The sequence below is a fragment of the Embleya sp. NPDC001921 genome (assembly GCF_053594475.1).
Genome location: NZ_JBSFEO010000002.1, coordinates 38236 through 63111 on the forward strand (window position 1 = coordinate 38236; position 24876 = coordinate 63111).

The window sequence follows — 24876 nt, forward strand, 5'->3', positions numbered from 1 at the left end:
CGATACCGGGGCCGGCGGTTCCGCGGCCGGCGATACCGGCACATCCGATACCGAAACAACCGAAGAAGAGGCCCCCGGACGGTGCTCGAACACCGCTGCCGGGGGCCGGGAACCTCGAACCGAAACCCTGCGGCAACAGGGACCGGCACGTACGAGGCACACCGAACTCATCGTATCCCCGGTCCTCTTGTCGCAGGTCGGCGAGCCATCCGGCTCCGCCGCACCGAATGTCGACCGGAGGGATCCACTCCGTCATGGAGCACACCGCGCGGACGGCGGCAACCGTCCACGGCGGTCGCGCGCCCGGCCACACCGGCGTCGCCGGCACCGGCGCGCCCGCGATCGAGGCGCACGACCTCGTCAAGACCTATCCGCTCAAGGGCCGCCCCGAGGGCGTGCCGGCACTGGCCGGACTGAGCCTGAGCGTCGCTCCCGGCACCGTCTTCGGCCTGCTCGGGCCCAACGGCGCGGGCAAGTCCACCACCGTCAAGATCCTCACCACGCTGGCGACCGCCGACTCCGGCTCGGCCCGGGTGGCCGGACACGACGTGGTCCGCGATCCGGCCCGGGTCCGCCGGGCCATCGGCGTGGTCGCCCAGCGCTCCGGCGCCGACCCGGCCGCCACCGGCCGGGAGAACCTGATCCTGACCGGGCGCCTGTTCGGCCTGCGCGGTCGCGACCCCGGCCGGCGCGCCGACCACCTGCTCGACCGCTTCGGCCTGACCGAGGCCGCGCGTCGCCCGGTCCGCACCTACTCGGGCGGCATGTTGCGCCGGCTGGACGTCGCGCTGGGCCTGGTGCACCACCCCGAGGTGCTCTTCCTGGACGAGCCCACCACCGGACTCGACCCCGAGGCCCGCGCCGACATGTGGGACGAGATCGGCGGGCTGGCCGGGGAGGGCCTGAGCATCCTGCTCACCACGCACTACCTCGACGAGGCCGATCGGCTGGCCGCGCGGCTGGCCATCGTCGACCGCGGCCGGATGGTCGCCGAGGGCACGCCCGAACGGCTCAAGTCCGAACTGCGCGGCGACGCGGTGCACGTGGACCTGCTCGATCCGGCCGGGCCCGCGGTGTGGGACGCGTTGGGCCGCGTGCCGGGCGTCCGGGAGATCACCGTCGACGACCGCGTGGTGCACGCCCGCGCGGACGACGGGGCCGCCGCCGTACCCGAGGTGTTGGCCGCGCTGGACCGGGCCGGCGCCCGGGTCGGGGCGGTCACCGTGGCCCGTCCCTCGCTCGACGACGTCTACCTGCGCCACGCCGGCCGCCGCTTCGGCGCGACCGGCGCCGGCACCCCCCGCACCACCGCTGCCGCCCCCGGCGACACCGCGGACATCGAGGGAGAAGCGCGATGACGACGACCACCGCACCGCGCCCCGAACGCGTCCTCGGCCCGCGCGAGGCGATCGCCCACACCTGGTACATGACCGACCGCCGGTTCCGGGTCTTCGCCCGCCAACCGGCCTATCTGGTCATCACCTTGATCCAGCCGGTGATCTGGCTGTTCCTCTTCGGCCAACTCTTCCGCGACATCGTCGACCTGCCCGGCTTCGGCACCGGGTCCTACCTCGACTACCTCGTCCCGGGCGTGGTGGTGATGAACGCGGTCTCGGCCAACATGTGGGCCGGCATGGGCATGCTGGAGGAGATCGAGCGGGGCACGCTCGACCGCTTCCTGGTCACCCCGCTCCGGCGCGGCGCGCTGATCAACGCGAACATCGTGGCGCAGGGCTGTTCGACCGCGTTCCAGTCGCTGGTGATGATCGGCCTCGGTCGGCTCGCCGGCGCGCACTATCCGGGTGGGCTCACCGGGATCCTGGTGCTGATCGTGGTGTCCTCGGTGCTGGGCACGGTCTTCGGCGCCTTCTCCAACGCGCTGGGCATGGTCGCCCGGCAACGCGAGACGGTGATCGCGCTGAACACGTTCCTGCTGTTGCCGTTGACGTTCCTGTCCTCGGCGTTCATGCCCGCGTCCCGGATGCCGGGCTGGATGCGCGAGGTCGCCCGGTTCAATCCGCTGGACTGGGCGCTGGAGGCGGCCCGGTCGGCGATGCGCGCGGACCCCGACTGGGCCCTGGTCGCCGAGCGCGGCGCGGCCCTGATCGCGCTGGCGGCCTTCGCGGTCTGGTTGTCGGCACGCGCGTTCCGCGGGTATCGGAACTCGGTCTAGCGCGGCGGCGCGGCACGCGGGTGTCGCACCCGGCTCGGCTCGCCCGAATCGCGCGTCCCGCCCGGTCGACGGACGAGCGACGAACGACCGGGGGACGGCAGGCGGACGACCGAGCCGGGGTCGGCACACCCTGTCCGAGGGCGGGTCCCCGCCCGCTAACCTCACCGGCATGATCAACACCGACACACACGTACGAATCGCCCGTCCCTCGCGCGACCTGGCGGCCGCCGAGCGGTTCTACGTCGAGGGCCTGGGTCTGGAAGTCCTGTGGCGCACCACCGAACGCGTCTCCGGCGAATGGGACCTGGTCATGGTCGGTCTCCCGGGCGGCGGCTGGCACTTCGAGCTCACCATCGACCCGGAGAACCCGCTGCCGCCCACACCCACGGCCGAGGACCTGTTCGTGCTCTACCTGGGCGAGCCGATCGACCCCGCCCTGATCGACCGCCTCGTCGCCGCCGGAGGCACCCGGACCGCCGCGCACAATCCCTACTGGGACAAGTACGGCGTCACCGTCGTCGACCCCGACGGCTACCACCTGGTGCTCAGCACCCGGACCTGGAACGTGTAGGGCGCGAGGTCGGACCCGGTCGGCTCAGGCAGACCGCGTGTTCGCCGCCGGGCCGACCGGGGTCGACCCCTCCGGCGCCGGCCGGCTGCCCTCGGCGAGCGCGCGGCCGAGCGGGTAGGCCAGCGCGTTCGGCGGCAGCGTACCGGGGCGTCCGCTGAGGGTGACCTCGATCGTGCCCGGCACCGCGTCCGGGTCCTCGGTCAGGCCCAGCCGGCGCAGCGTCTGCCGGGCGACCGCCTCGGCGCTGTCGTACAACCCCACCCCGGCGGGCAGCGCGGCCAGGATCCGGTCGGTGACCAGCGGATAGTGCGTGCAGCCCAGGACCACGCCCGCGCAGTCCGCGGGGGTGCGGCGCGCGGCGTCGGCGATCGCGGCCTCGACGGCCGGCCGGTCGGCCCGGTCGATCGCCTCGGCCAGGCCGGGGCAGGCCACCCGCACCACGGTGCGGCCCGCGGCGAACTCCTCGATCAGCCGGGCCTGATACGCACTCGCCGTGGTCGCGACCGTGGCCCACACCGCGAACGGGGCGCCGGACGCGGCGGCGGGCTTGATCGCCGGTACGGTGCCCACCACCGGCACGGCCGGCTCGCAGCGCGCGCGCAGCGTGTCCAGCGCGGTGACGGTGGCGGTGTTGCACGGCACCACGATGCCGTCCGCGCCGCGCTCGGCGGCCAGCTCCGCGGCGGCCAGCACCCGTCGGGTGATCGTCGCCTCACTCCGGTCGCCCCACGGCATGTGATCGGGGTCCGTACACAACAACAGGTCGAGATCGGGCCGCAGCCGCCGCAGCCATCCCGCCGTCGGCAACAGCCCCATCCCGGAATCGATCAACGCCACAAGCATGCCGCCCAACCTAGCCGCCCCCGCCCCACCACCCCACAAGGGCCGCGTTCCTCGGCGTGGTGCACCGCCATCGCCACCCCGTGCCGCCCGGGTTCCGATATCGCGTGCCGGGCGCGGCGACCGCACCCGACTGCGCGCGGCGGACCGGTCCGAGCGCGGCGAAATCCCATGATCGGGCGCCGCCCACCGGCTCGCGCCGGGCGGCCCGATCAGCTCACCGGACCCGGAACACCGGGCCGCGGGGCGTGAAGGGCAGGCGGGCGCCCGCCGGGGTCAGAAAGGCGTGTTCGCGGCGTATCCGCAGGACGTCGCAGTGGCCGTCGGTGATCACCAGGATGGGGCCCTCGGCGGGAAAGTCGTCGGCGCTCTCCAGCAGGCGGATCCCCGGTTGCAGCACCGTGCCGCCGCGCCCGCGCACCCGCGCCTTGTGCGCGATGTCCTCCACCGGCAGGTACCCGGCGTCGTAGGCGGCGGCGTCGCAGTAGACCACGCGCGCGGCCGGCACGTCCCGCGCGGTCGCGTAGGAGGCGATCGCGCCCAGCGCCTTGCCCAGCAGCGACGGGTCCATCGATCCGGAGGTGTCCAGCACCACGCCGAACGTGCACAACCGGTCGACGTCCTGCGGCCGGATCCGCCCGGGGCGCGGGATGTCCGGCGTGGAGGCCTGCCGACGGCTCGCCCGCGCGTAGCTGCGCACCGGTTCCGGCCGACGCACGTGCTCGTCGAACCACCGGGCCAGCCGTACGTCCCACGCGGGCGGCGGCTGTTCCAGGGTGCGGATCTCCTCGATCAGACCGGCGGGCAGCAGCCCTCGGCCCGGGTCGTGGTAGGCGAGTCCGGCGCTGAGCGCGCGTCGATAGAACGCGTCCAGGTCGACGAACGAACCGCCGGGCCCGCGCTCCCACGGCATCGGTCCCATCGCTCCCGAGGACCCGCGGCGGCTGGACCGCCGGGCCGCCGCGGCCGGTTCGGAAAGCCACTCGCCCAACACGTCGCCGTGCTCGCGCGAGCCGGGGGTGCGCAGTTTGCGGGCCCGGCGCAGGTCGGTGGTGAGCGTGTCGTACACCGATTCCGCGGACAGTCCGGCCAGCCGCGGGTCGTACAGCAGCCCGTCCGGCAGCACCCCGACGCCCATCTCCACCAGCCACCCGTTGATCACGTAGTCGCACGCCACATTGAACAGGTGCGCGTCGCGGTGCTCGCGCCGGCGGTCGTGGCGCAGCGCGGCATGCAACATCTCGTGGGCGAGCACGAATCGCCATTCCTCGGCGCTCAGCCCGGCGTGCGGGTTGACGTAGATCTCGCCGTGCTCGGGGCTGACCGCGGCGATGGCGATGTCCCAGGAGCGGACCAGTTCGAGGTCGGCGACGATCGTGAGGCCGGCGGCGAGGGCGCCCAGGAGCGGATACGAGGAGACGAACCAGGACAGCGCCCGGTCCCAGGGGCCTTCGGCGCGGGCGGTTCGACCGGCGCGCTCGCCGCCGGCGGCGGCGTCCAGCGAGGAGGCGACCATGTCGACGAGGCCGCGGGCCAGCACGGCGGGCCAGTCCCGGGGCGCCGGGTCGGTGGGGGCGGACGGCGGTTCGCGGCGCATGCAGGGCGAGGTGCCGTTGGCGCCGATCCGGCGCAGCGCCTCGGGGACGCCGTCGCGGCGCCAGCGCTCGGTGAGTTCGCGCTCGTCGCCGGCGGGCAGGTCGGGCAGTTCGTCCGGTGGTGTGCCGACGCCCAGGCCGGCGGCGAAGCGGTGTACCGCGACGCAGCACGCGGTGTTGTACGCGACGTCGATCTCGGCGGCCGGATCGCCCAGGCCGGCCTCGGCGAGGGTGTGCGCGTCCAGGTGGCCCAGGGCCAGGTGCAGCAGCAGGTGGGTGTACGCGCGGCGCCAGAGCGCGGGCGGCACGTAGCGGTGCCGGTCGACGACGAGGGTGCCGCCGTCGGTGATGTGGCCCAACCCGCCCGGGCCGTGCGGGGCGTAGGTGTGCCTGATCAAACGTCCGACGTGGTCCAGGGGCGGGACGCAGGCCGGCTTCCAGCCGGCGTTGCGGGCCTTCAGGACCCGCTCGGCGTGGTCGGCGGCGGGGTTTCGGGCGCGGCGCGCGGACATCGGCGCGGTCCGTCAGCGCCGCGCGCCGACCAGGCGCGGCAGGTCGCGGGCGGTCTCGACGAGGAACCACGCGGGCAGCGGGGCGGCGCCGGTGTCGTCCTCGGCGATCACGAGTTGGGCCATCTCCAGGGATATCTCGGCGAGTTCGACCAGGAGGGCCTTGGCCCGGCAGGCGAACTCGCGCAGTGCGGGCGAGACGTGTCGACGCTCCGCCGGCAGGTCCTTGGCCAGGCGCGCGCGAAAGCTCTCCACCAGGAAGAACAGCAGGTCGCGGTCGGCGGGCGCGGCCGGCCAGCGGGCGTCGCCCTTGACGATGGCGTCCAGGCCGTAGGCGTTGCGCACGGTCTTGAGGTAGCCCAGGAACGCGGCGGCGTGGGTGGGGGTGAGCGTGCCGTGTGCCAGCATCCGCACGTGCTCGTCGACGACGTCGGCGCCGAACGAGTACAGCCCGTCGGAGAGCATGTGCCACGCGCGCGGCGTGGAGAACGGCTCCTCGGTCTTGGGCGGCGCGCTCCACAGGTGGTCCGGGCGGGCCCGCACGTGGTCCAGCACCCAGGGGTGGATGCCGTGCGCGGCGGCCCAGTCCAGCCAGTCCCCGGCCGAGGCGCGCAGGTGTACGTGCACCAGGCGGTTGATCAGGGCCGAGGACATCGGCCGGGCCAGCGCGTTGTCGCTCGCCCGGTTGCCCGCGCCGATCACCACGGAGCCGGCCGGCAGCGTGTAGGAGCCGATCCGGCGGTCCAGGATCAGCGAGTAGAACGCCTTCTGCACATCCGGCGAGGCGGCGTTGAGTTCGTCCAGGAACAGGCAGTAGGGCTCGTCTCGGGCGATCTGCTCGGGCGGGCAGAACCGGCTGCGTCCGGCGACGATCTGCGGTACGCCGATCAGGTCCTCGGGAGCGAGCTGGGTGCCGAGCAGCGACACGCATTCCAGTCCGAGCGATCCGGCGAAGTCCCGTACCAGCGAGGACTTCCCGATCCCGGGCGCGCCCCACACGAACACCGGCCGCACCAGCGCGGTATGCAGCAGAACCTCGGGCAACGCGGCGGGGGTGATCGCATGTACGGCCTGCACGACAACCTTTCGGGAACCGAAGTCACGACCGGGCCGCCGGCCACGAGGGGCGCGACGACCACTCCCGCATGATGTCCCCACCTCCCGAACCGTGTCGCCCGATTTTCCCGTCCCCCGGTGCCGCCCACCTGCCCGGACGGCCGACGAACCGCACCCGGCGCACCGGGATTCGAGGGGGTGGGTTCTCGGGGTCGCCCCGCGGCGTCGTCGGGCTCTCCCCGCGCGACGCGTGCCGAGCGGCGTCGGCATGATGGGGGCCGGCCGGCATGATCGGCCGCACGCACTCACAGCACGGAGACCCGATGGACCGCGATCGCGCCGACGCGTACCTGGCCCTTCTCGACGCCGCACGCCCCGCGCGTCCCGACGCGGCGGCGCTGGCCGACCTCCAGTGGCGGCATCTGCTCGCGGTGCCGTTCGAGAACCTCGACATCCACCTCGGTCGGCCCGTCGAGCTCACCGAGGACGCGATCCTGGCCAAGTTCCTGGACCGGCGGCGCGGCGGCTTCTGTTACGAACTCGGCGGCGGGTTCGCCGCGCTCCTGCGCGCGCTCGGCTACCGCGTGACCCTGCTCTCCGCGCGCACGTACGACCACGAGGGCCGCGTCGGGATCCCGTTCGACCACCTGGCGCTGCGCGTCGACCTGGCCGAACCGTGGCTCGTCGACGTCGGCTTCGGCCGGTTCACCCACCATCCGCTGCGCCTGGACGTGCGCACCGATCAAGAGGATCCGGGCGGGGTGTTCCGCATCCTCGACCACGAGAACGGCGAACACGGCGAGCTCGACGTGCTCCACGACGGCGAGCTCCAGTACCGCCTGGAACCTCGCCCGCGCGAGCTCCGCGACTTCGTCACCGGCTGCTGGTGGCACCAGACCGCGCCCGCATCGCACTTCACCCGCGCCCCGCTGTGCTCGCGCCCGACCCCGGACGGCCGGATCACCATCTCCGGCCGCACCGTCGTGCGCACCACCGGATCCGAACGCCACGAGGAGCCCCTCGCCGACGACGCCGCCCTCCTGGCCGCCTACCGCGATCTGTTCGGCATCACCCTCGACCACGCCCCGGCCCGCCCGAACCCCGCGCCGATCCCCTCCGCGACGCCGTAGCCGCGGCCGCCCCCGCTCCTCAGCGCACGGAGAGCGGGGTCTCGGATCCGACTCGGTTCGGCCTCTCCGGGTTGCGAACGTAGTCGACGACCGCGTCGTGCGACCCGGCCACGAGGTGGTGCGGGCGGATCCGCTCGACGAAGTTTCGGCGCGCGCCGGTCGACGCCCTTGAGGTTTGTGACACAAACCTGTTTGCACAGCTCTCGTCACGACGTAGAGTCTGTGCCACAAACCAGTTTGGGAGGGGCGCGATGGATCGTGCGAGTCTCGAGTCCGCGGCGGCGAACTACTCCTACCTGAGGGGGCTGCTCTCGATTCCGGCCGGCGTGTTGCTCCTCGCCGCCGGGCTTTCCAACACGAGGTGGGGTCCGCTGGATCACGCCTGGGTCACCTGGGCGGTCGGCGGGCTGATGGTCGTGGCCGGGGCGGCCTATCTGTGGATCAACCGCTACTACACGGAGAACTTCGGGCGGATCACCCCTTCGGGCCGCGACCGCACGCGGGCCGCGGTCACCGCCGCCGTCGGCGCGGCCGCGGTCGCGGGCGCGGTGAGTCTGGACTGGAACGCCGACCTGCCGCTCACCGCGACCACCGCCGTGTTCGCGGGATTCATGTTCGCGTCCTACGCCGTCGCCATGCGGCCGAGGCCACACCACGTGGCCGTCTGGGGCACGCTCGTGGTGGTCGCCCTGCTGCCGATCTGGGGCTATGTGGGGCCGACGGCCAGGATCAATGTGGGTCTTATGCTCGTCGGCGTGGCAACCATGGTGACGGGAGTCCTCGATCATGCCGCGCTCGAACGCACCTTCGCCCCCGACCGGGCACCGCACCTCGGCGACGGCGATGTCGACGCCTAGCGACGGGCCGATCGTCGATCGGCTGATCCACGAACCGGGCCGATTGGCGATCATGACGGTGCTGTCCACCGTGGAATCCGCCGACTTCGTCTTCCTCCAGCGCGTGACGGGACTGACCAAGGGCAACCTCTCCAGCCACCTGACCAAACTGGCCGAGGCCGAACTGATCACCATCGAGAAGCGGTTCGTACACCGCAAGCCCAACACCAACGTCGCACCGACCCCGAAGGGCCGCGAGCGCATCGCCCGGCACTGGGAGCAACTCGACAACCTGCGCAACCTCTCGGGGCATTCCCTCCCCGAATAACCCGGCTTCGACGCGCCCCGACACCGGCTCGCCCGCACGCGCCGCCCACCCCGGACGAACGCCCGGGCGGCCGGCGCCCGCGTGTGCCCGCCCCCGAGCGATGACCCAACCCCGATCTCCCGGCCGGCCCGACAGCCGGCCGATCAGCCGCCGTGCGCCCGCAGCACCGCCAGGACCGCCTCGGCGACCGTGTCGCCCTCCGGCGCCGCGGGCAGGTCCAGCGGCGCGGTCCACACCACCGCGGCCGGCTCCACCGCGCCGTACACGTGCGGGAACAACTCCCCACCCCGCGAGGGCTCCCAGCGCAGCGTCGAGCCGAGAACGGCCGGATCCACCGCGACCAGGGTCAGCGCGTCCCGGCCGGCGAAGTGGCGCCGCGCCGTCTCGGCCACCTGCGCGCCCGTGGACAGGTGCACGTACCCGTCCACCAGGTCGACCCCGGCTCCCTCGAACACCCCGCGCCGCAGGGCGGCGGCCCATTCCTCGGTGCCCACCAGCTTGTAGACGATCTCGTCACTCATGCCCCGACCCTAGGGCGTGTCTTCGATCCGCCGCCGCCGGCCGGGCCGGTGCCGAGTCGCCGCCGGCCGCCGACACCGGGGCGTGCCTTCGATCCCCGTCGGCCCGACGCGAGCACACCGACTCCGGCTCAGGTGCGCGTAACCCACGTCTCGTGCAGATGCCGCCAGCGCAGCCCGTGCTCCGCCGACCCGTCGCGCTCGAACACCACCGTCGCGACCCGCGTGTCGCCGCCACCGTCCGCGCGGACCTGCACCTCGCGGTACGCCGCCACCACGAACTCGCCCGCCGAGGCCACCACGCGCACGTCCTCGATGGTGATCCGCAACCCCGGCACCGCGCCCCGCGCGCCGTCGACCATCGCGAGCACCTCCGGCCGGGTCAACGTGCCACCGCCGGGTTCCACCAGCGTGAAACCCGGGGCGTGCGCGAGCGCGAATCCGCCCGCATCCCGGTCGGCTCCGGTGAGCAGACCCTCGATCAGCTCATGCAACCGGACGATCTCCGCCCGGCACGCGACCGCGTCGTCCACCGTCCGCTCCGACTCCGACACCGACATCCCGCTCTCCCCGCAGTCGTCCCGCCGCACCACGCGCGCATCGCGCCGAACGGCGTATCCGTCCTGCCCGGCAACGTACCGGACCCGCCGGCTGCGCCGACCACGTCGTGGCCGACCGTTCCCGCCGGCGTGGATTACCGCGCCCATGTGCCGACGTTGTCTCCCGCAACACAAACGATCGACCCGGCCGCCCACGGCAATGAGCGCCCCGACCTCGGGAGAACCAGCGATGACCACCCACCCCGGACCCGACGACCCGTATCGGGACGCGGACGCTCGATACCTCGAACGCGAAGCCGAACTGCACGCCCCGTTCCTGGAACAGGCCGCCGCGCGTCTGCGCGACCTCGCGCTGCACGGCGACCACACGCTGGCCCGGGTGGACCGCATCCTCGACCTCGGCGGCGACCCCGGCATCGCCTCCTGCCTGCTGGCCCGCTACTTCCCCAACGCCGAGGTGGTCGCCGGCGCCCCCAGCACGGCCCTGCGGGTACGCACCGGCCTACGGGCCCGGCGCGAGGGGCTGGGTCACCGGGTCCGCACCCACCGCGTCGACCTGCCCGCCGACCTGGGCACCCTGGGCAGCGCCGACCTGGTCTGGGCCGGCGACGTCGTACACCACCTCGGCGACCAACAGGCCGCCCTGGACTCGCTGGCCCGCGTACTGCGCCCGGGCGGCGTGATCGCGGTCGTCGAACGCGGCCTGTCCCCGCGCTTCCTGCCCCGCGACATCGGCATCGGCCGACCCGGTCTCCAGGCCCGCCTGGACGCCGCGCACGAGGACTGGTTCGCCGAACTGCGCGCGACACTGCCCGGCACCCGCGCCGCGGTGGAGGACTGGCCGGCCATGCTGGCCCGGGCGGGCCTGGTCCCCACCGGTTCGCACTCGTTCCTGATCGACCTGCCGTCGCCGCTGGACGCCGCGCCCCGCGAACACCTGCACGCCGAACTGACGCAGCGGCGGGCCCTGTTGGCCGACCGACTCGACGCGCGGGACCGCGCCACCCTGGACGCGCTGCTGGACACCGACGCCGACACCGGCATCCTGTGGCGCCCGGACGCCTTCTACCTCGCCGCGACGACCGTGCACACCGCCCGCGCCTGCACCCGGAGATGACCCGCGACAGACACCGCGGCCGAACCTCGCGGCGGCACACGACAGCCGACTCGCGACGCGGGCGCGGGAATGCGGCGGCGGGTACGAACACGCGGCCGGCGCCGAGCCGACCATGTCCTCGCTCCCGCCGCCCCGTTCACCGCCGGCCGTACGACCGGCCGTTCACGCGCGCCCGTTCACCGCCCGCAGGTCCATCGCGCGTCCACCGCCTCCTCGACCCCGACTGCCTCCCCGACCCCGGCCGCCGGCTTGTCCCGCTCCGCGACCGAAGACGCCGTCGGCGCCGAAGTCCCGTCTCCCGTACCGGCGTTCGCCACCGGCACGCCCCGCAGGAAGCGCGCGCAATACGCCGCCGCGACCACCATCACCACGGCCGCCCCGATCGCCGCCGCGTTCATCCCGTCGCAGAACGCGTCCCGCGCCGAGTCCACCAGCGCTCGCCCTGAGTCCCCCGGCAGGTCCGCCGCGACCGCCTGCGCCCCGCCGAGCGTCTCCCGGGCCGGGCCGCTCGGCGCCGTATCCGCCATCGCCCGGTGGTACACCGCGTCGCCGATCGTGCCGAGCAGCGCCATGCCCAGCGCGCCGCCCAGTTCGCTCCCCGACTCCAGCACCGCGGAGGCGGAGGCCGCGCGTTCGGCCGGCGCGACACCCATCGCCATCTCGGTCACCTGCGTCATCACCGCGACCACGCCCGCCGCGTACACCGCCGACCCGCCCAGCAGCAGCCCCAGCGAGGAGTCCGACCGGGCCCCGGCCAGCACCGTGAAGCCGCCGGCGGCCAGCACGAACCCGCCGCACATCACCCACACCCGATCCATCCGTCGGGCCAGCACGGTGGCCACCGGAGTGGCCACGGCCACCGCTCCCGACGGCACCAGGCTCCACAGCGCGGCCCGCAGCGGACTCATCCCGAGCACCGACTGGAGGTACTGCGTGGTGAAGATGGCGAAGCCGACGATCGCGAACATCGACAAGACGTTGGCCACCACCGACCCGCCGAACGCCCGCACGCGCAGCAGTTCCAGATCCAACAGCGGGTGGGCGGCGGTGAGTTGACGTCGCACGAACAGGGCGCCGACGATCAGCCCGAAGCCGATGCTCAGCACCGGCAACGTGGCCGCGCCGGAGCGGGCGATCTCCTTGACGCCGTACACCACCGGCAACAGCGTGCCCAGCGACAACACCGCGCCGATCAGGTCGAACGGCCCCCGCGCCAGGCCGCGATGGCGCGGAACGAACACCGGGACCAGGAACAGCAGGATCGCCATCGCCGGCACGTTGATCAGGAAGATCGAGCCCCACCAGAAGTGTTCGACGAGCAGACCGGACAGGATCGGCCCGAGCGAGATCCCGCCGGTCATCACGGCGGTCCAGAGCGCGATCGCGGTCCCGCGCTGCTTGGGGTCGGCGAACATGGTGCGGATCAACGCGAGGGTGGACGGCATCAACGCCGCGCCGCCCACACCCAGCAGCGCCCGGGCCGCGATCAGCGTCTCCGCGTCGTGCGCGTACGCCGCGGCCAGTGACGCGCCGCCGAACAGCGCCGCGCCCACCAACAGCAGTCGGCGCCGGCCGATCCGGTCGCCGAGCGCGCCCATCACGATCAACAGGCCGGAGAGCACGAAGCCGTACATGTCCAGGATCCACAACTGCTGCGTACCGGTGGGCTCCAGGGCACGGCCGATGAACGGCACCGCGAAGTAGAGCACCGACACGTCCATGCTCACCAGCAGCAGCGGCAGCAGCAGGACGGCCAACCCGACCCATTCCCGCCGCCCCGCCAGCGGTCCGGGCCCGGGCCGATCGGATGTCTCGATGGTCGTCACTGGAACTCTCCCCCACTGATGCGCCTATACGGCGTACGCTTTGACGCGTACAGAGTAAACATGCTCGATAGACCAGTGCAACGAGGCGGAGTTTCGTGCGAACAAAGACTTCTTCAAGTAGTGCACTCAAGCCAGTGCACTATCTCGATGAGCAAACGTGCCCTATAGTGCACCAACGATCGCCCCAGTACAACGACAAGCCCCGGGAGCCCCTGATGGCACGCCCCACCACGCCGGCCTCCTCCACCGGTCCCGCACCCTCCGCCACCCCTTCCCTCCGGATCGCCGCCGAGTTGCGCCGCCGAATCGAGACCGGCGAGTTGCGGCCCGGCGACCGGGTTCCCTCCACCCGGGCGATCACCGCCGAATGGGGCGTGGCGATGGCCACCGCCACCAAGGCCCTGACCGCACTGCGCGAGGCCGGACTGGTGCGCGCCGTACGCGGCGTCGGCACCGTGGTCGCCGAGCACCCCGACCGGGCGGCCCGCGCCGACCGGCCGGATCGCCCGCGCGCCGCCGCCATCGCCGTACCCTCCGTGCACCCCCCGCGCACCGAGGCCGAACTCACCCGCGAACGGGTCGTCTCGGCAGCCGTGGCCATCGCCGACGAACGCGGCCTGGCGGCAGTTTCGATGCGGCAGATCGCGGCCGAACTGGGGGTGGCCGCGATGACGTTGTACCGGCACGTGCCCGGCAAGGAGGACCTGCTCGCGGCGATGGCCGACAGCGTGTTCGGCGAACTGCCCCTGCCCTCCCACGAACGGGTGGGCTGGCGGGCCCGGCTGGAGACCTCGTGCCGGCTGCAATGGCGGATGTACCGCGGGCACCCGTGGCTGGCCCACGTCATGTCGATGACCCGCCCGCTGCCCACCCCGCGCGGCATGGCGCACGTGGAGTGGGCGATGGCCGAGTTCGAGGGGCTGCCGCCGAAGATGGTGATGCACATCGCGGTGACGATGCTGAACTACGTGCGCGGCACCGCCGTCAACATCGCGGCCGAGTTCGAGGCCGAGCGCGCCACCGGCATCTCCAGCGAGGAATGGATGCGGGCGCAGGACGAGGCGATGGACCTGATCCTGCGCGGCGGTCACTACCCGATGTACGCCGCCGCACTGAGCGATCCGGGCGTGGAACTGGATCTGGACTCGCTGTTCGGCTTCGGACTCGACCGCCTGCTGGACGGCATCGCCCTGCTGGTCCCCCCGACCGGGTGAGCACGCCGCGCCCGAACGGCCGGCCGCCGGCCGCGGTTCACCCGCGCGGCAGGGTCACCAGACGCAGGAAGAACTCGTCGATCCCGCGCACCGCCTCCAGGAACGACTCGAGTTCGACCGGCTTGGTCACGAACGCGTTGGCGTGCAGGTCGTAGCTGTGCCGCACGTCGTCGGGCGCGGCCGAGGTGGTCAGCACCACCACCGGGATGGTCCGCCAGCGCTCGTCGGCCTTCATCGCCGACAACAGCTCGCGACCGTCCATCCGGGGCATGTTCAGATCCAGGATCACCAGGTCCGGCCGAGGACTCGCGCGCAGCCACTCCAGCGCCTCGATGCCGTCCTCGGCCCGGCACAACGTGTGTCCGCCGTCGCGGTCGAGCAACGCCTCCTCGATCATCAACGCGTCGCCGGGGTCGTCCTCCACCAGCAACACCGTCAAAGTTCGTGTCATCGCGGTCCGGCTCATCGCACCACCTTCGGCTCACGGTCCCGACCGACCCGCGATCCGGACCGGCACCCACCCAGCGAACTCGGCGCGCTCGCACCACCGACCCACATCCGAAGGCTAACGCCTCCGGTCCGCCGGGCAGCAGAGCCCACCCGGCTCGCCGCGTTCGTCCTTGACGCCGTCCACGACATGGCCCATCGTGGAGCGTCGATCACGCTCGGCGATCAGGGGGAGTGCGCCATGCGGATGAACACGGTCGAGAAGATCGTCGTCGCCAGTCCCCTCCGGCGGGCGCCACAGATCTGGTACGAGACACCGCTGCTGCTGCGCCTGGGCGGCCGGCTCGACCCCGGCGCGCACGCGCTGGAGATCGGCTGTGGCACCGGCAGGGGCATCGAGCTGATCCTGAACCGCTTCGGCGCCGCCCGGGTGGACGGCATCGACCTCGACCACGCGTCCCTGGCCAGGGCCCGCCGGCGCTGGCACGGCAACAGCCGGGTGGCGCTGGTCGAGGGCTCGGCCACCGACCTGCGGGGCACCATCGGCGCGGCGGACGCGAGTTACGACGCCGTGTTCGACTTCGCCATCGTGCACCACATCACCGACTGGCGCGGGTGCCTGGCCGAGGTCGGCCGGGTGCTGCGTCCCGGCGGACGCTTCTACTTCTCCGAGATGACCGCCCGCGCACTCGCCCGGCCCACCCTCGCGCTCCTGTTCGACCACCCCACCGAGGACCGCTTCGACGATCGGGACTTCCTCGCCGAACTCCCCCGGCACGGGCTCGACGTGCTCGGCAGCAAGTCGCTCCTGGGCGACTACTTCTTCGGCGTGGCCCGCCGCCGCTGAGCGGTCGGCACCGGCCCCTCCTCCCGCGGATCCACGCGCGCGGCGGCTAGGCTTTTCCGGCCATGCACACACCACATCCCACCTTCACGAACTTCGTCGCGGTCGGTGACTCGTTCACCGAGGGCATGTCCGACCTCGCCCCCGACGGCACCTACCGCGGCTGGGCCGATCTGCTCGCGGATCGGCTTGCCCTGGACACACCCGCGCTGCGCTACGCCAACCTCGCCGTACGCGGGAAGCTGATCCGCCAGATCGCCGACGAGCAGGTGGACGCCGCCGTCGCGCTCGGCGGCGACCTGATCACCCTCGCCGGCGGTCTCAACGACGTGCTGCGCCCGCGCTGCGACGTCGGCGCGGTGTGCGCGGTGTTCGAACAGGCCGCCGCCAAGCTCGCCGCCGGCGGCGCGCACCTGGTGCTCTTCCGCAGTACCGACCCCACCCGCCGGCTGCGCTCGTCGGCCCGACTGATGCCGCGGATCGAGCAGTTGGTCGCCTTCGTGGACACCGTGGCCGCCCGGCACGACGCCACCGTGGTCGATCTGTTCACCGCCCGCGTCTTCGACGATCCGCGGATGTGGGCCGACGACCGCCTGCACCTGTCCACCGAGGGACACCGGCGCGTTGCCGAGGCCACCGCGCAGGCGATGGGCCTGCCCGCCGGATTCGACTGGCGCGCGCCGTTGCCCGCGGCCGCGCCACCGGCCTGGACGGATCGCCGGCGCGCCGACGTGCGCTGGGCCCGGACCCACCTGGGTCCCTGGCTCGCCCGCCGCGCCACCGGTCGCTCCTCCGGCGACGGACGCCCGCCCAAGCGCGCCGACCTGACCCCGTGGCGATGAGCGACCCCGCGGCGCCGGACACGAGCCCCGCCGGGAATGATCCGGGGCCCATCCGACGCGACCCGGGTGCCCCCCGGGCAACAGTTCGAGCTGCGATCAGGTTAGGTTTACCTAAGTCGCACAGCGCAGGTGACATGGCGAGGAGAACCTCCATGGCGGAACGCCCGGCACGCAAGACCCGCAAACTGATCGAACTCCAGGTACGCAGCGCCGAACGGGTGGGCCCCCACCTGATCCGGATCGTCGCCGGCGGCGACGGTTACCGACACTTCACCGACAACGGCTACACCGACGCCTACGTCAAGGTGCTCTTCCCGCAGCCCGGGGTGAACTACCCCGAGCCGTTCGACATGGAGACCATCCGCGCCGAACACCCGCGCGAGGACTGGCCGCGCACCCGCACCTACACGGTGCGCGCGAACAACCCGAACACCGGCGAGCTGACCATCGACTTCGTGCACCACGGCGACGAGGGCCTGGCCGGCCCGTGGGCGGCCCGCGCCCGGGTCGGCGACACGCTGCGGCTGATCGGTCCCGGCGGCGCCTACGCCCCCGACCCGGAGGCGGACTGGCACCTGTTCGTCGGCGACGAGAGCGCCTACCCCGCGATCAGCGCCTCGCTGGAGCGGCTGCCCGCCGCGGCCAAGGCGATCGCGCTCCTGGAGGTGGGCACGTCGGCCGAGGCACCCACCGGCACCGTGCCGGCCACCCACCCCGACCTCGATCTCGACATCACCTGGATCACCCGCGACACCGGTCCCGATCTGCTCGACGCGCTGCGCGCGCTCGACTTCCCCACCGGCCGGGTACACGCGTTCGTGCACGGCGAGGCCGGTGTGGTCAAGGAGTTGCGCCGACACCTGGTCGACGAGCGCGGCGTCGCGCGCACCGACATCTCCTTCTCCGGCTACTGGCGCAAGGGCCGCGACGAGGACGGCTTCCAGGCGGACAAGGCCGCCGAGAAGGCCGCCGAACGCGAGGCCGAACAGCGCGCCTGACCCGCGCCCGACCCGTGCGAGGGCCCGGGATCCATCACCGGATCCCGGGTCCTCGCGCGATCGCGGCGAACCGTTTCCCTCACGCGATCACCAAGAATCCGAGCAAACCCCCCGAACCGACCACGCCACCCGAGTGAAAGCGAGCGTCGGGCACTACCGCGAGCGACGAAGCCGGCACAGGGTGGGGCGCATGAGACGTCCATCACACGCCCTCCTGGCCATCGCGACCGCCCTCACCCTCACCGCGGCCGGCGCGGCCGGCGCGCACGCGAGCGACGCCCGGCCCACTCCCGGCGCCCCCGGGATCGGCGATCCGCTGCTGCCGCTGAGCGGCAACGGCGGCTACCGCGTCGACCACTACACGCTGGACTTCGACTGGCGCGCGCCCGGCGCGGCGTTCCCGGCGACCACCACCGTCAAGGCCACCGCCACCCAGGCGCTGTCCCGGTTCGACCTCGACTTCGCGGGCAACACGCTCGGCCGGGTCACGGTCGACGGCACCACCGCGACCGCCACCCGCGAGGGCGACGAGTTGGTGATCACCCCGACCCGCCCGCTGCGCAAGGGCCGCGCGTTCACGGTCCGGGTCGAGTACACCGCCGACCCCACCCAGCAACGGCACCGCGACGACGCGATCGAGACGTTCGGCTGGATTCCCACACCCGACGGCACGGTGATCTACCCGCAGCCCGACGGCGCCAAGATGATCTTCCCGAGCAACGACCACCCCAGTCTGCGGGCCCGGACCACGGTCAACATCACCGCGGCCGACGACCTCACCGCGCTGTCCAACGGCACCCTCACGCACAAGCGCCGGGCCGCGCCCGGCCGCACCCGCTGGACCTACGACAGCCGGCAGCCCGTGGCGGGCCAACTCTTCCAACTCGCCATCGGCAAGTACACGCTGATCGACGGCCCGACCACCAACGGCACCCGGCTGCGCGACGCGGTCCCGCCGGATCTGGTCGAGCGGGTCGAGCAGTACCGCACGCTGACGCCCCGTCACCTGGCCTGGGCGGAGAGCAGGCTGGGTCCCTATCCCTTCGACAGCTACGGGCTGCTCGTGGCGGACACCGATCTCGGCGTCGCGCTGGAGACCCAGTCGTTGTCCCTGATCCCCAAGGCCGACCTGCTCGGCGACAAGATCAACGCCGAACGCAACATGGTGCACGAACTCGTGCACCAGTGGACCGGCAACAGCGTGGCCATGGAGCGCTGGTCCGACCTGTGGCTGAGCGAGGGCCACGCCCGCTACTACGAACGCGTCTACAGCGAGGAGAACGGCGGCGCCAACCTGGAGGCGCTGATGCGCGACACCTACCGGCAACACGACATCTGGCGCCGGGACACCGGCGCGCCTGCCGAGCCCACCGAACCCAACCTGTTCAAGCGCATGCGCTACGACGGCTCGGCGCTGGTCCTGTACGCGCTGCGCATCGAGGTCGGCGCGGACACCTTCGCCCGGATCGAACGTGCCTGGACCAGCCGCTTCCGCGGCCGCGCCGCGAGCACGGCGGACTACGTCGAGCTCGCCTCCGAGGTGGCCCGGCGCGACCTCGCGCCGTTCCTGAACCCGTGGCTGTACGGCGCCAAGACGCCGCCGATGCCCGGCCACCCGGACTGGACGGTCGACCCGGCCTGAGCCACGCGGCACCGATGACGCGGCGGTCGGCCCCGGGCCGACCGCCGCGTCCGCGCGTCGGGCCCGCAGATGCCGGCGCCGAAACGACTTGGCGGACCGCACGCCCCGTGATAGAAACTGGAACGAACGTCCCACTTTATTTTCCTATCGACGGGAACTCCCGTGCGTAACCCCTACCGAGAAATCTTCACCGCGCCCGGCGCCAGGGGATTCTCGGCGGCCGGCTTCATCGCCCGCATGCCCATCTCGATGACCGGCATCGGCATCGTCACCATGCTTTCCGAACTGCGCGGCGAGTACGGCCTCGCCGGCGCCGTGGCCGCCACCTTCGCACTGTCCACCGCGCTGATCGCGCCCCAGATCTCGCGCGTCGTGGACCGCTACGGGCAGAGCCGCGTACTCGTCCCGGCCACCGCCGTCAGCGTCATGGCGCTGGGCGTGCTCCTGCTCTGCGCGCGCTACGACGCCCCCGCCTGGACCCTGTTCGTGTGCGCGATACCCGCCGGCTGCATGCCCAGCATGGGCGCCATGGTCCGCTCCCGCTGGCTGGTCCTGTACCGCGGCTCGCCACACCTGCACACCGCGTTCTCCTTCGAGTCCGTGGTCGACGAACTGTGCTTCATCCTCGGACCGATCATCGCGGTCCAGCTCTCCGTCTCCGCCTTTCCCGAGGCCGGCCCGCTGGCCGCGATCGTCTTCTTCACCATCGGCGTCCTGCTGTTCACCGTGCAGCGCGGCACCGAGCCCCCGCCGCACCCGCGCACCGCGGGCAGGACCACGTCGGTGATGCGCATCCGCGGCCTCCAGGTGCTCGTGGTCACCCTGATCGCGATCGGCGCCATCTTCGGCACCGTGGACGTGGTCACCATCGCCTTCGCCGAGGAACACGGCCAACGCGGCTCGGCGAGCTTCGTGTTGGCCACCTACGCCGCCGGCTCCTGCCTGGCCGGGATCGCCTTCGGCGCGTTCAAGTTCGCCACCCCGCTGCCCCGGATGTTGCTGATCAGCGTCGGCGTCACCGCCGTGACCATCCTGCCGCTGCTGCTGGTGGACAACCTGCCCGCACTCGCGGCGGGCGTGTTCGTCGCGGGCATGTCGATCTCGCCCACCATGATCCTGACCGTCAGCCTGGTCGAACGCCTGGTCCCGCCCGCGCGGTTGACCGAGGGGATGACCTGGACCACCACCGGCATCGGCATCGGCGTCGCGGCCGGCTCCTCGCTCTCCGGCCTGATCGTGGACCACCACGGGACCCGGGCCGGCTTCGGCGTCGCCGTCGGCGCGGCCCTGCTCGCCGCCTCGGCGGCCATCGGTGGATACCGTGTGCTGCGCCGGACCGCGCCGCGCGGGACCACCGTCGCGGTCGGCGGCTCGCCGACCGGCGCCACCCCCGTACGAGAAGGTGAATCCCACTGATCGAGGAAGCCGTCGACGGACGCCGGGCCAAGGGCGAACGCCGCCGCCGGGCGCTGATCGAGGCCACCCTGCGGGTGGTCGAACGAGACGGTGCGGCCGGCGTCAGCCACCGCACCGTCTCGCGCGAGGCGGGGCTGCCCACCAGTGCCTCGACGTACTACTTCGACGGCGTCGACGACCTGCTGACCGCCGCGCTCACGTCGTGCATGACCGCGGACGCGATCCACGTGCGCTCGATCGCCGCCGCCCCCGGCGACACCCGGCGCGCGTTGGCCGAACACCTGAACCACATCTGCACGTCGCCGGGCCTGCTGGTCGCCGAGTACGAGCTGTTCCTGCTCGCCGCCCGGCGACCGGAGCTGCGCGAGTCCACCGACCACTGGATGGCCGCGGTCACCGACTTCGCGCTGCGCTTCAGCACCGACCCGGTCCGGGTCCGGGTGTTCGTCGGCGCGCTGGACGGGCTGCTCATCCAGGCCCTGCTCACCGACGCCCCGCCCAGCGCCGACGAGTGGGAGGCGATGATCCGCGATCTGTTGCCCGGGCCGTGCCTGGCGCCGCCGACACCGTCCGCGCCCTCGGCACCCTCCGCGCCGCAACACACCGGATAGGCGCGGCACGGTCCGGTTGGGCCAGAATCGGGGCATGTCCCGACGCACCCCGCGGCCCCGACCGGACGCCGTCACCGCCGCCTCGCCCTGCCCCTGCGGCCTGCCCGACACCTACGGCGCGTGTTGCGGCGCACGGCACGCCGGCTCCCCCGCGCCCACCGCCGAGGCACTGATGCGCTCGCGCTACAGCGCGTTCGCCGTGCGCGACACGGCCTATCTCCTGCGCACGTGGCACCCCGACACCCGGCCGGAGCGCCTCGACCTCGACGAGCGCACCCGCTGGCTGGGCTTGGAGGTGCTCGCGAGCACCGACGGCGGGCCGTTCCACCAGGAGGGCACCGTCGAGTTCACCGCGACCTATCTCGAGCGCGGGCAGCAGGACACGCTGCGCGAACACAGCCGGTTCGTCCGGTACGAAGGCGCCTGGGTCTACGTCGGCCCGTTGCCGCGCTGACCAGCGGTCAGACGCCGACCAGCCGGCTTTCGATCCGCACCGCCGAGGACAGGTCGCGCAGCCGCTTGGCCAGATCCTCGCCCGCCTCGTGCAGCGCGTCCAGGGTCATCGGCTCCAGCCGCTCGAACAGGAACAGCGCGTCGGTGGTGTGCTCGGTGATCCGGGTGCGCACACACTGGCGCCAGTTCCATCGACGGCACGTGACGCCCTCGTCGTCGCACCACACCACCTCGCCCGGCGCGGGGTGGTCGATCGCGGGGAGCCCGGCCTCCAGGACCTCGAACGGCTCGGTGCCCTCGGCCCGGATCAGCCGGGCCGCGCCGCGGTAGCGCGCCAGGTCCTCGCCGCCGACCGGCAGCACGTGCCGCACCGAAACCGCGTTGTACAGGTCGACCAGGCGGTTGACCTCGGGCAGCCCGCCGCGCCGCAGCAGCGCCTCCACCGAGCAGCGGGTGCGCTGCGGCTTGGCGCCGAACGCGCGGTACGCCTGTCGCCACGCGGCCACGTTCGGGTGTTCCTCGGGCGGGGTGGTGGGCAGCGACAGGGTCGCCTCGGCCAGCGCGGCGCGGGAGCCGTCGTCGCTGGGGCCGCCCGGCAGTCCGGTGGCGACCAGCGCGAGCACGACCGCGTCGGGGCGCAGCGCGTGCACCGCCGGGTCGATGGTGATGGACGTGAGCACGTTCGGGTTCTCCTCCGCGACATGGCGACCCGGTCGGGCCACGGTCCACTACAGTAGACCGCATGGAGCAGAATAATGACCCGTTGGCCGATCCCGGTCAACCTGCGGTCAGCCGCGCGATCGCGGCCAACGTCCGGGCCGCCCGCACCGCGCGCGGCTGGTCCCTGGAGGCGCTCGCGGCGCGCAGCGGCCTGAGCAAGGGTGCCCTGGTGGGCGTCGAGCAGGGTCGGGGCAACCCGGGCGTGCTCACCCTGGCCCGGATCGCCGACGCGCTCGGCCTGCCGCTGACCGGCCTGGTCGACGGGGCGCCGGCGCCGGTCGTCGAGGTGGTCCCGGCGGGTGGCGGGACGCGGCTGTGGCGGGGCGAACACGGCGGCCACGGCGATCTGTTGATCGGCAGCGACCCGCCCGTCCCGGCCGAGCTGTGGCGCTGGACGCTGGCTCCCGGCGACGCGCACGTCAGCGCGGCGCACGGCGCGGGCGTCCGCGAACTGGTCACCGTCCTGGACGGCGTGCTCACCCTGGAGGTGGCCGGCGAGCGGGTGGACGTCCCGGCCGGCGCGTGCGCCCGCTTCGCGGCCGACCGGGCGCACTCCTATCGCAACGACGGCGCGGCCACCGCCCGGTTCGTCGGCGTCGTGCTCCTGCCGAGCCGGTCCGACACCGGCTGACCCGGCCCGCGCTCGGCGGCCCCGGCCCGCCCGGCCTCGGCGGATCCGGCCCCACCCCGGCCGGCCCGGTGGCGGCCGGGCCCGGGGCTTCCACCGGTCGTCCCGCCCTGGGTTACGCCTCGGCCGTGCCCCACTCGCCGACCACCAGTTCGTCCCCCACCGACAACTTGCCGGGGCGCAGCACGGCGAACTTGGCGCCGAAGGCCACCCCGCCCTGGGCCGCGCGCCGGTAGCCGGCGAAGGTGCGCAGCGGTTCGGGGCCTTCCTTGGTCCCGGCGACCTGGTCCACCATCGTGACCGCGCAGCGGATCGCGAGCTTGGCGTAGCCCAGTTCCGCCTCGCCGACGCCGAACCGCCGGAGCCGGTCCTCGGTGTGCGGTTCGGACCAGCCCTGGACCACGACGTTCGGCCGGAAGCGGTTCATCGGCAGCGGCGACTCGCCCCGCTCGGCCAGTCGCGCGTTGAGCAGGTCGAGCGAACCGCGGGAGAGCACGTGCAACGGGGAGCTGTCCGCGTATCCGGCGGTGCCCGGGATCGCGCCGTCGGTCACCCGCTCGTGCTCCGGCGGCACCCGGACCAGCCGGCTGCCCGCGCCGAGCGCGTCCGAGATCCACTCGGCGACGGCGTCCCCCTGGTCGATGCCCCGAAACGGGTTGCCGAACAGGTCCACGTCGCGCCGGACTCCCGTACTGTCCACGTCGATCGTCACCGGGGCCACGCCGGTCCGGTGCAGGGTGAGGCGTTCGCCGGCGGCGTCGATCTCCGGGCGGATCGACGCCAGGCGCGGATCGCGGCGCTGGGTGCGGAAGACGCCGTTCGTGTCGACCACCATGAATGCGCGGTCGTGGGCGAGTCCGGCGCGCGTCAACAACGCGCGATCGCACGACGTCCCGGCGCAACCCTTGATCGGGTAGTAGATGAGTTCGACGACTGTGGCCATCACCCGACCCTATCCACGACGTTCTCGCCCGAAGCCGCCGGCCCACCACCACGCGGTCGTCTCGTCGCGCGGCGCGGACCGCTCGCCCGAAACGGCGGGACGGTCGAGCCGGACCCGCCGCTCAGGCGTCGGCCGGGCGCAGTTCCTTCCACACCCGCTGGGCGAACACCGTCGTGCCCGCGTGTGCGTCGGCCTCCTCGGCGGTGGCCAGCCAGCCGACGATCTCCCCGGGGATGTCGGGCGTTGCGGCGGTGAAGTTGGCCTGGAGGTGGCCGCCGGACCCGCGCGCCTTCTGCGATTCGGTGAGCACGAAGCCGGGGTCGAGGTTGAACGCGCGCAGCCCGCGCTCGCGATACTCGGCGTGCAGCACGCCGGCGACCCGCCCGAACGCGGCCTTGGACGCGGCGTACCCGACCCCCCAGCCGCCCGCACCGGCCGGGCCGGGCGGATCGAGTCGGACCGAGCCCGACGTCATGTTCACCACGTGACTGCGCGGGTGCTCCAGCAGGTGCGGCAACAGCCGTTGGATCAGCACGAGTTGGTGCAGGTAGTTGCCGACGAGCAGGTTCTGTGCGGCCTCGATCGGCAGATCCCGGATCCGGTCCATCGCACCGGGGCCCTGGTATATGGCGTTGTTGAAGAGCAGGTCGACGCGCCCCCACGTGCCCAGCGCGGTGTCGCACGCGTCGAGGATGGATTGCCGGTCCATCAGGTCCATCCGGATCGGCAGCGCCCGCCGGCCCAGCGCCTCGATCTCGCCGGCGGTGGTCTCCAGACTGCCGGGGATCGCGAACGGCGTGGGATCGGCGGTGGAGGACGTGGGCCCGCCGCGCCCCTCCCCCTCGTGCACGGTACGGGCGGTGAGCACCACGTCGTAGCCGGCGCGGGCGAGGGCGAGGGCGCCGCAACGGCCGATTCCGCGACTGGCACCGGTGACGAAGGCGACGGGAGTGTGCTGAGGCATGCGCCGACCATGCCGGATTACCTTGACAGAATCCAGTAAATCTCCGAATCCGCCGAAACCCGCGGCGGAGCGCGCACGACACGTGCCGAGCAGCA

At 73.0% G+C, this 24876-nt stretch carries 26 protein-coding genes; 16 read left to right on the forward strand and 10 right to left on the reverse strand.

All coding sequences use genetic code 11. The features are described from left to right. Nucleotides 1-254 precede the first annotated feature (254 nt). The 3 genes from ACWCPW_RS01885 to ACWCPW_RS01895 all read left to right on the forward strand — a co-directional run bounded on the left by ACWCPW_RS01885 (nucleotide 255) and on the right by ACWCPW_RS01895 (nucleotide 2744). Nucleotides 255-1358 (forward strand): ATP-binding cassette domain-containing protein, encoded by a 1104-nt coding sequence (locus tag ACWCPW_RS01885; RefSeq protein WP_449759624.1) that lies wholly within the window; start codon nucleotides 255-257, stop codon nucleotides 1356-1358. Then, complete coding sequence (locus ACWCPW_RS01890; protein ID WP_449759625.1) at nucleotides 1355-2173, forward strand: ABC transporter permease; 819 nt, start codon at nucleotides 1355-1357, stop codon at nucleotides 2171-2173. The genes ACWCPW_RS01885 and ACWCPW_RS01890 overlap by 4 nt, the downstream gene beginning before the upstream one ends. Nucleotides 2174-2342: 169 nt before the next feature. Then, on the forward strand, nucleotides 2343-2744 hold the full coding sequence (locus tag ACWCPW_RS01895; RefSeq protein ID WP_449759626.1) for a VOC family protein: 402 nt from the start codon (nucleotides 2343-2345) through the stop codon (nucleotides 2742-2744). A gap of 24 nt (nucleotides 2745-2768) precedes the next feature. Here ACWCPW_RS01895 and ACWCPW_RS01900 read toward each other — a convergent pair whose 3' ends face one another. The 3 genes from ACWCPW_RS01900 to ACWCPW_RS01910 form a co-directional block, all read right to left on the reverse strand. Next, the gene (locus ACWCPW_RS01900; protein ID WP_449759627.1) at nucleotides 2769-3587 is read right to left on the reverse strand and encodes a glutamate racemase; all 819 of its coding nucleotides are present in this window, start codon (nucleotides 3585-3587) and stop codon (nucleotides 2769-2771) included. A gap of 214 nt (nucleotides 3588-3801) precedes the next feature. Continuing rightward, a complete protein-coding gene (locus ACWCPW_RS01905; RefSeq protein ID WP_449759628.1) occupies nucleotides 3802-5691 on the reverse strand; it encodes a vWA domain-containing protein in 1890 nt (629 codons plus the stop codon). A gap of 12 nt (nucleotides 5692-5703) precedes the next feature. Next, the gene (locus ACWCPW_RS01910) at nucleotides 5704-6765 is read right to left on the reverse strand and encodes an ATP-binding protein (RefSeq protein ID WP_449759629.1); all 1062 of its coding nucleotides are present in this window, start codon (nucleotides 6763-6765) and stop codon (nucleotides 5704-5706) included. A gap of 302 nt (nucleotides 6766-7067) precedes the next feature. Between ACWCPW_RS01910 and ACWCPW_RS01915 the strand changes: the two genes are divergently transcribed. From ACWCPW_RS01915 to ACWCPW_RS01925, 3 genes are all read left to right on the forward strand, one after another. Beyond that, the gene (locus tag ACWCPW_RS01915) at nucleotides 7068-7874 is read left to right on the forward strand and encodes an arylamine N-acetyltransferase family protein (RefSeq protein WP_449759630.1); all 807 of its coding nucleotides are present in this window, start codon (nucleotides 7068-7070) and stop codon (nucleotides 7872-7874) included. A gap of 251 nt (nucleotides 7875-8125) precedes the next feature. Continuing rightward, nucleotides 8126-8731 carry a hypothetical protein gene (locus ACWCPW_RS01920; protein WP_449759631.1) on the forward strand — a complete coding sequence of 202 codons (606 nt, stop codon included), beginning with the start codon at nucleotides 8126-8128 and terminating at the stop codon, nucleotides 8729-8731. Beyond that, entirely contained in the window at nucleotides 8718-9038 is a 321-nt protein-coding gene (locus tag ACWCPW_RS01925; RefSeq protein WP_449759632.1) for a winged helix-turn-helix domain-containing protein, read from the forward strand. Before ACWCPW_RS01920 ends, ACWCPW_RS01925 begins: the two co-directional genes overlap by 14 nt. 143 nt (nucleotides 9039-9181) lie before the next feature. Here ACWCPW_RS01925 and ACWCPW_RS01930 read toward each other — a convergent pair whose 3' ends face one another. Both ACWCPW_RS01930 and ACWCPW_RS01935 read right to left on the reverse strand, forming a co-directional pair. Continuing rightward, complete coding sequence (locus ACWCPW_RS01930) at nucleotides 9182-9559, reverse strand: DUF952 domain-containing protein (RefSeq protein ID WP_449759633.1); 378 nt, start codon at nucleotides 9557-9559, stop codon at nucleotides 9182-9184. A 128-nt stretch (nucleotides 9560-9687) separates the two neighbouring features. Next, nucleotides 9688-10116 carry a DUF4440 domain-containing protein gene (locus ACWCPW_RS01935; RefSeq protein WP_449759634.1) on the reverse strand — a complete coding sequence of 143 codons (429 nt, stop codon included), beginning with the start codon at nucleotides 10114-10116 and terminating at the stop codon, nucleotides 9688-9690. 229 nt (nucleotides 10117-10345) lie between these two features. Here ACWCPW_RS01935 and ACWCPW_RS01940 point away from each other — a divergent pair, with 229 nt between their 5' ends. After that, nucleotides 10346-11233, forward strand: a complete 888-nt coding sequence (locus ACWCPW_RS01940; RefSeq protein ID WP_449759635.1) for a class I SAM-dependent methyltransferase — start codon at nucleotides 10346-10348, stop codon at nucleotides 11231-11233. Between the two features lie 176 nt (nucleotides 11234-11409). Here the strand turns inward: ACWCPW_RS01940 and ACWCPW_RS01945 are convergent, their stop codons facing one another. Then, a complete protein-coding gene (locus ACWCPW_RS01945) occupies nucleotides 11410-12954 on the reverse strand; it encodes an MFS transporter (RefSeq protein ID WP_449759872.1) in 1545 nt (514 codons plus the stop codon). Between the two features lie 320 nt (nucleotides 12955-13274). On the opposite strand from ACWCPW_RS01945, the gene ACWCPW_RS01950 reads away from it, so the two are divergent. Beyond that, on the forward strand, nucleotides 13275-14273 hold the full coding sequence (locus ACWCPW_RS01950) for a TetR/AcrR family transcriptional regulator C-terminal domain-containing protein (protein WP_449759636.1): 999 nt from the start codon (nucleotides 13275-13277) through the stop codon (nucleotides 14271-14273). A 37-nt stretch (nucleotides 14274-14310) separates the two neighbouring features. Here the strand turns inward: ACWCPW_RS01950 and ACWCPW_RS01955 are convergent, their stop codons facing one another. Further along, complete coding sequence (locus tag ACWCPW_RS01955) at nucleotides 14311-14724, reverse strand: response regulator (RefSeq protein ID WP_449759637.1); 414 nt, start codon at nucleotides 14722-14724, stop codon at nucleotides 14311-14313. 237 nt (nucleotides 14725-14961) lie between these two features. On the opposite strand from ACWCPW_RS01955, the gene ACWCPW_RS01960 reads away from it, so the two are divergent. The 7 genes from ACWCPW_RS01960 (at nucleotide 14962) to ACWCPW_RS01990 (ending at nucleotide 21527) form a co-directional block, all read left to right on the forward strand. Next, a complete protein-coding gene (locus ACWCPW_RS01960; protein WP_449759638.1) occupies nucleotides 14962-15567 on the forward strand; it encodes a class I SAM-dependent methyltransferase in 606 nt (201 codons plus the stop codon). A gap of 62 nt (nucleotides 15568-15629) precedes the next feature. Beyond that, a complete protein-coding gene (locus ACWCPW_RS01965; protein WP_449759639.1) occupies nucleotides 15630-16406 on the forward strand; it encodes an SGNH/GDSL hydrolase family protein in 777 nt (258 codons plus the stop codon). A gap of 152 nt (nucleotides 16407-16558) precedes the next feature. Next, entirely contained in the window at nucleotides 16559-17404 is an 846-nt protein-coding gene (locus ACWCPW_RS01970; RefSeq protein WP_449759640.1) for a siderophore-interacting protein, read from the forward strand. Between the two features lie 190 nt (nucleotides 17405-17594). Further along, nucleotides 17595-19046, forward strand: coding sequence for a M1 family metallopeptidase (locus ACWCPW_RS01975; RefSeq protein WP_449759641.1), 1452 nt, complete (start codon nucleotides 17595-17597; stop codon nucleotides 19044-19046). Between the two features lie 162 nt (nucleotides 19047-19208). Beyond that, nucleotides 19209-20462 carry an MFS transporter gene (locus ACWCPW_RS01980; protein ID WP_449759642.1) on the forward strand — a complete coding sequence of 418 codons (1254 nt, stop codon included), beginning with the start codon at nucleotides 19209-19211 and terminating at the stop codon, nucleotides 20460-20462. 74 nt (nucleotides 20463-20536) lie between these two features. Continuing rightward, nucleotides 20537-21073: a TetR/AcrR family transcriptional regulator gene (locus ACWCPW_RS01985; protein WP_449759643.1), complete on the forward strand. Its 537-nt coding sequence runs from the start codon at nucleotides 20537-20539 to the stop codon at nucleotides 21071-21073. A 34-nt stretch (nucleotides 21074-21107) separates the two neighbouring features. Continuing rightward, the gene (locus ACWCPW_RS01990) at nucleotides 21108-21527 is read left to right on the forward strand and encodes a YchJ family protein (protein ID WP_449759644.1); all 420 of its coding nucleotides are present in this window, start codon (nucleotides 21108-21110) and stop codon (nucleotides 21525-21527) included. A gap of 7 nt (nucleotides 21528-21534) precedes the next feature. Here the strand turns inward: ACWCPW_RS01990 and ACWCPW_RS01995 are convergent, their stop codons facing one another. Next, the gene (locus ACWCPW_RS01995) at nucleotides 21535-22206 is read right to left on the reverse strand and encodes a B3/B4 domain-containing protein (protein WP_449759645.1); all 672 of its coding nucleotides are present in this window, start codon (nucleotides 22204-22206) and stop codon (nucleotides 21535-21537) included. 62 nt (nucleotides 22207-22268) lie between these two features. Here ACWCPW_RS01995 and ACWCPW_RS02000 point away from each other — a divergent pair, with 62 nt between their 5' ends. Next, nucleotides 22269-22877, forward strand: coding sequence for a helix-turn-helix domain-containing protein (locus ACWCPW_RS02000; RefSeq protein WP_449759646.1), 609 nt, complete (start codon nucleotides 22269-22271; stop codon nucleotides 22875-22877). A 112-nt stretch (nucleotides 22878-22989) separates the two neighbouring features. On the opposite strand, the gene ACWCPW_RS02005 is transcribed toward ACWCPW_RS02000, so the two are convergent. Together ACWCPW_RS02005 and ACWCPW_RS02010 are read right to left on the reverse strand one after the other, a co-directional pair. Continuing rightward, nucleotides 22990-23817: an MOSC domain-containing protein gene (locus ACWCPW_RS02005; protein ID WP_449759647.1), complete on the reverse strand. Its 828-nt coding sequence runs from the start codon at nucleotides 23815-23817 to the stop codon at nucleotides 22990-22992. Nucleotides 23818-23938: 121 nt separating this feature from the next. Next, nucleotides 23939-24781 (reverse strand): SDR family NAD(P)-dependent oxidoreductase, encoded by an 843-nt coding sequence (locus ACWCPW_RS02010; RefSeq protein WP_449759648.1) that lies wholly within the window; start codon nucleotides 24779-24781, stop codon nucleotides 23939-23941. Between the last annotated feature and the right edge of the window lie 95 nt (nucleotides 24782-24876).

What these genes read in the sequence shown, in the direction of transcription:
- ACWCPW_RS01905 (WP_449759628.1), bottom strand. Translation starts at nt 5,691, where the DNA reads ATGTCCGCGCGCCGCGCCCGAAACCCCGCCGCCGACCACGCCGAGCGG.
- ACWCPW_RS01950 (WP_449759636.1), top strand. Translation starts at nt 13,275, where the DNA reads ATGGCACGCCCCACCACGCCGGCCTCCTCCACCGGTCCCGCACCCTCC.
- ACWCPW_RS01975 (WP_449759641.1), top strand. Translation starts at nt 17,595, where the DNA reads ATGAGACGTCCATCACACGCCCTCCTGGCCATCGCGACCGCCCTCACC.
- ACWCPW_RS01940 (WP_449759635.1), top strand. Translation starts at nt 10,346, where the DNA reads ATGACCACCCACCCCGGACCCGACGACCCGTATCGGGACGCGGACGCT.
- ACWCPW_RS02010 (WP_449759648.1), bottom strand. Translation starts at nt 24,781, where the DNA reads ATGCCTCAGCACACTCCCGTCGCCTTCGTCACCGGTGCCAGTCGCGGA.
- ACWCPW_RS01895 (WP_449759626.1), top strand. Translation starts at nt 2,343, where the DNA reads ATGATCAACACCGACACACACGTACGAATCGCCCGTCCCTCGCGCGAC.
- ACWCPW_RS01935 (WP_449759634.1), bottom strand. Translation starts at nt 10,116, where the DNA reads ATGTCGGTGTCGGAGTCGGAGCGGACGGTGGACGACGCGGTCGCGTGC.
- ACWCPW_RS02005 (WP_449759647.1), bottom strand. Translation starts at nt 23,817, where the DNA reads ATGGCCACAGTCGTCGAACTCATCTACTACCCGATCAAGGGTTGCGCC.
- ACWCPW_RS01970 (WP_449759640.1), top strand. Translation starts at nt 16,559, where the DNA reads ATGGCGGAACGCCCGGCACGCAAGACCCGCAAACTGATCGAACTCCAG.
- ACWCPW_RS02000 (WP_449759646.1), top strand. Translation starts at nt 22,269, where the DNA reads ATGGAGCAGAATAATGACCCGTTGGCCGATCCCGGTCAACCTGCGGTC.
- ACWCPW_RS01990 (WP_449759644.1), top strand. Translation starts at nt 21,108, where the DNA reads ATGTCCCGACGCACCCCGCGGCCCCGACCGGACGCCGTCACCGCCGCC.
- ACWCPW_RS01915 (WP_449759630.1), top strand. Translation starts at nt 7,068, where the DNA reads ATGGACCGCGATCGCGCCGACGCGTACCTGGCCCTTCTCGACGCCGCA.
- ACWCPW_RS01900 (WP_449759627.1), bottom strand. Translation starts at nt 3,587, where the DNA reads ATGCTTGTGGCGTTGATCGATTCCGGGATGGGGCTGTTGCCGACGGCG.
- ACWCPW_RS01925 (WP_449759632.1), top strand. Translation starts at nt 8,718, where the DNA reads ATGTCGACGCCTAGCGACGGGCCGATCGTCGATCGGCTGATCCACGAA.
- ACWCPW_RS01960 (WP_449759638.1), top strand. Translation starts at nt 14,962, where the DNA reads ATGCGGATGAACACGGTCGAGAAGATCGTCGTCGCCAGTCCCCTCCGG.
- ACWCPW_RS01885 (WP_449759624.1), top strand. Translation starts at nt 255, where the DNA reads ATGGAGCACACCGCGCGGACGGCGGCAACCGTCCACGGCGGTCGCGCG.
- ACWCPW_RS01965 (WP_449759639.1), top strand. Translation starts at nt 15,630, where the DNA reads ATGCACACACCACATCCCACCTTCACGAACTTCGTCGCGGTCGGTGAC.
- ACWCPW_RS01955 (WP_449759637.1), bottom strand. Translation starts at nt 14,724, where the DNA reads ATGACACGAACTTTGACGGTGTTGCTGGTGGAGGACGACCCCGGCGAC.
- ACWCPW_RS01890 (WP_449759625.1), top strand. Translation starts at nt 1,355, where the DNA reads ATGACGACGACCACCGCACCGCGCCCCGAACGCGTCCTCGGCCCGCGC.
- ACWCPW_RS01920 (WP_449759631.1), top strand. Translation starts at nt 8,126, where the DNA reads ATGGATCGTGCGAGTCTCGAGTCCGCGGCGGCGAACTACTCCTACCTG.
- ACWCPW_RS01930 (WP_449759633.1), bottom strand. Translation starts at nt 9,559, where the DNA reads ATGAGTGACGAGATCGTCTACAAGCTGGTGGGCACCGAGGAATGGGCC.
- ACWCPW_RS01945 (WP_449759872.1), bottom strand. Translation starts at nt 12,954, where the DNA reads ATGGACGTGTCGGTGCTCTACTTCGCGGTGCCGTTCATCGGCCGTGCC.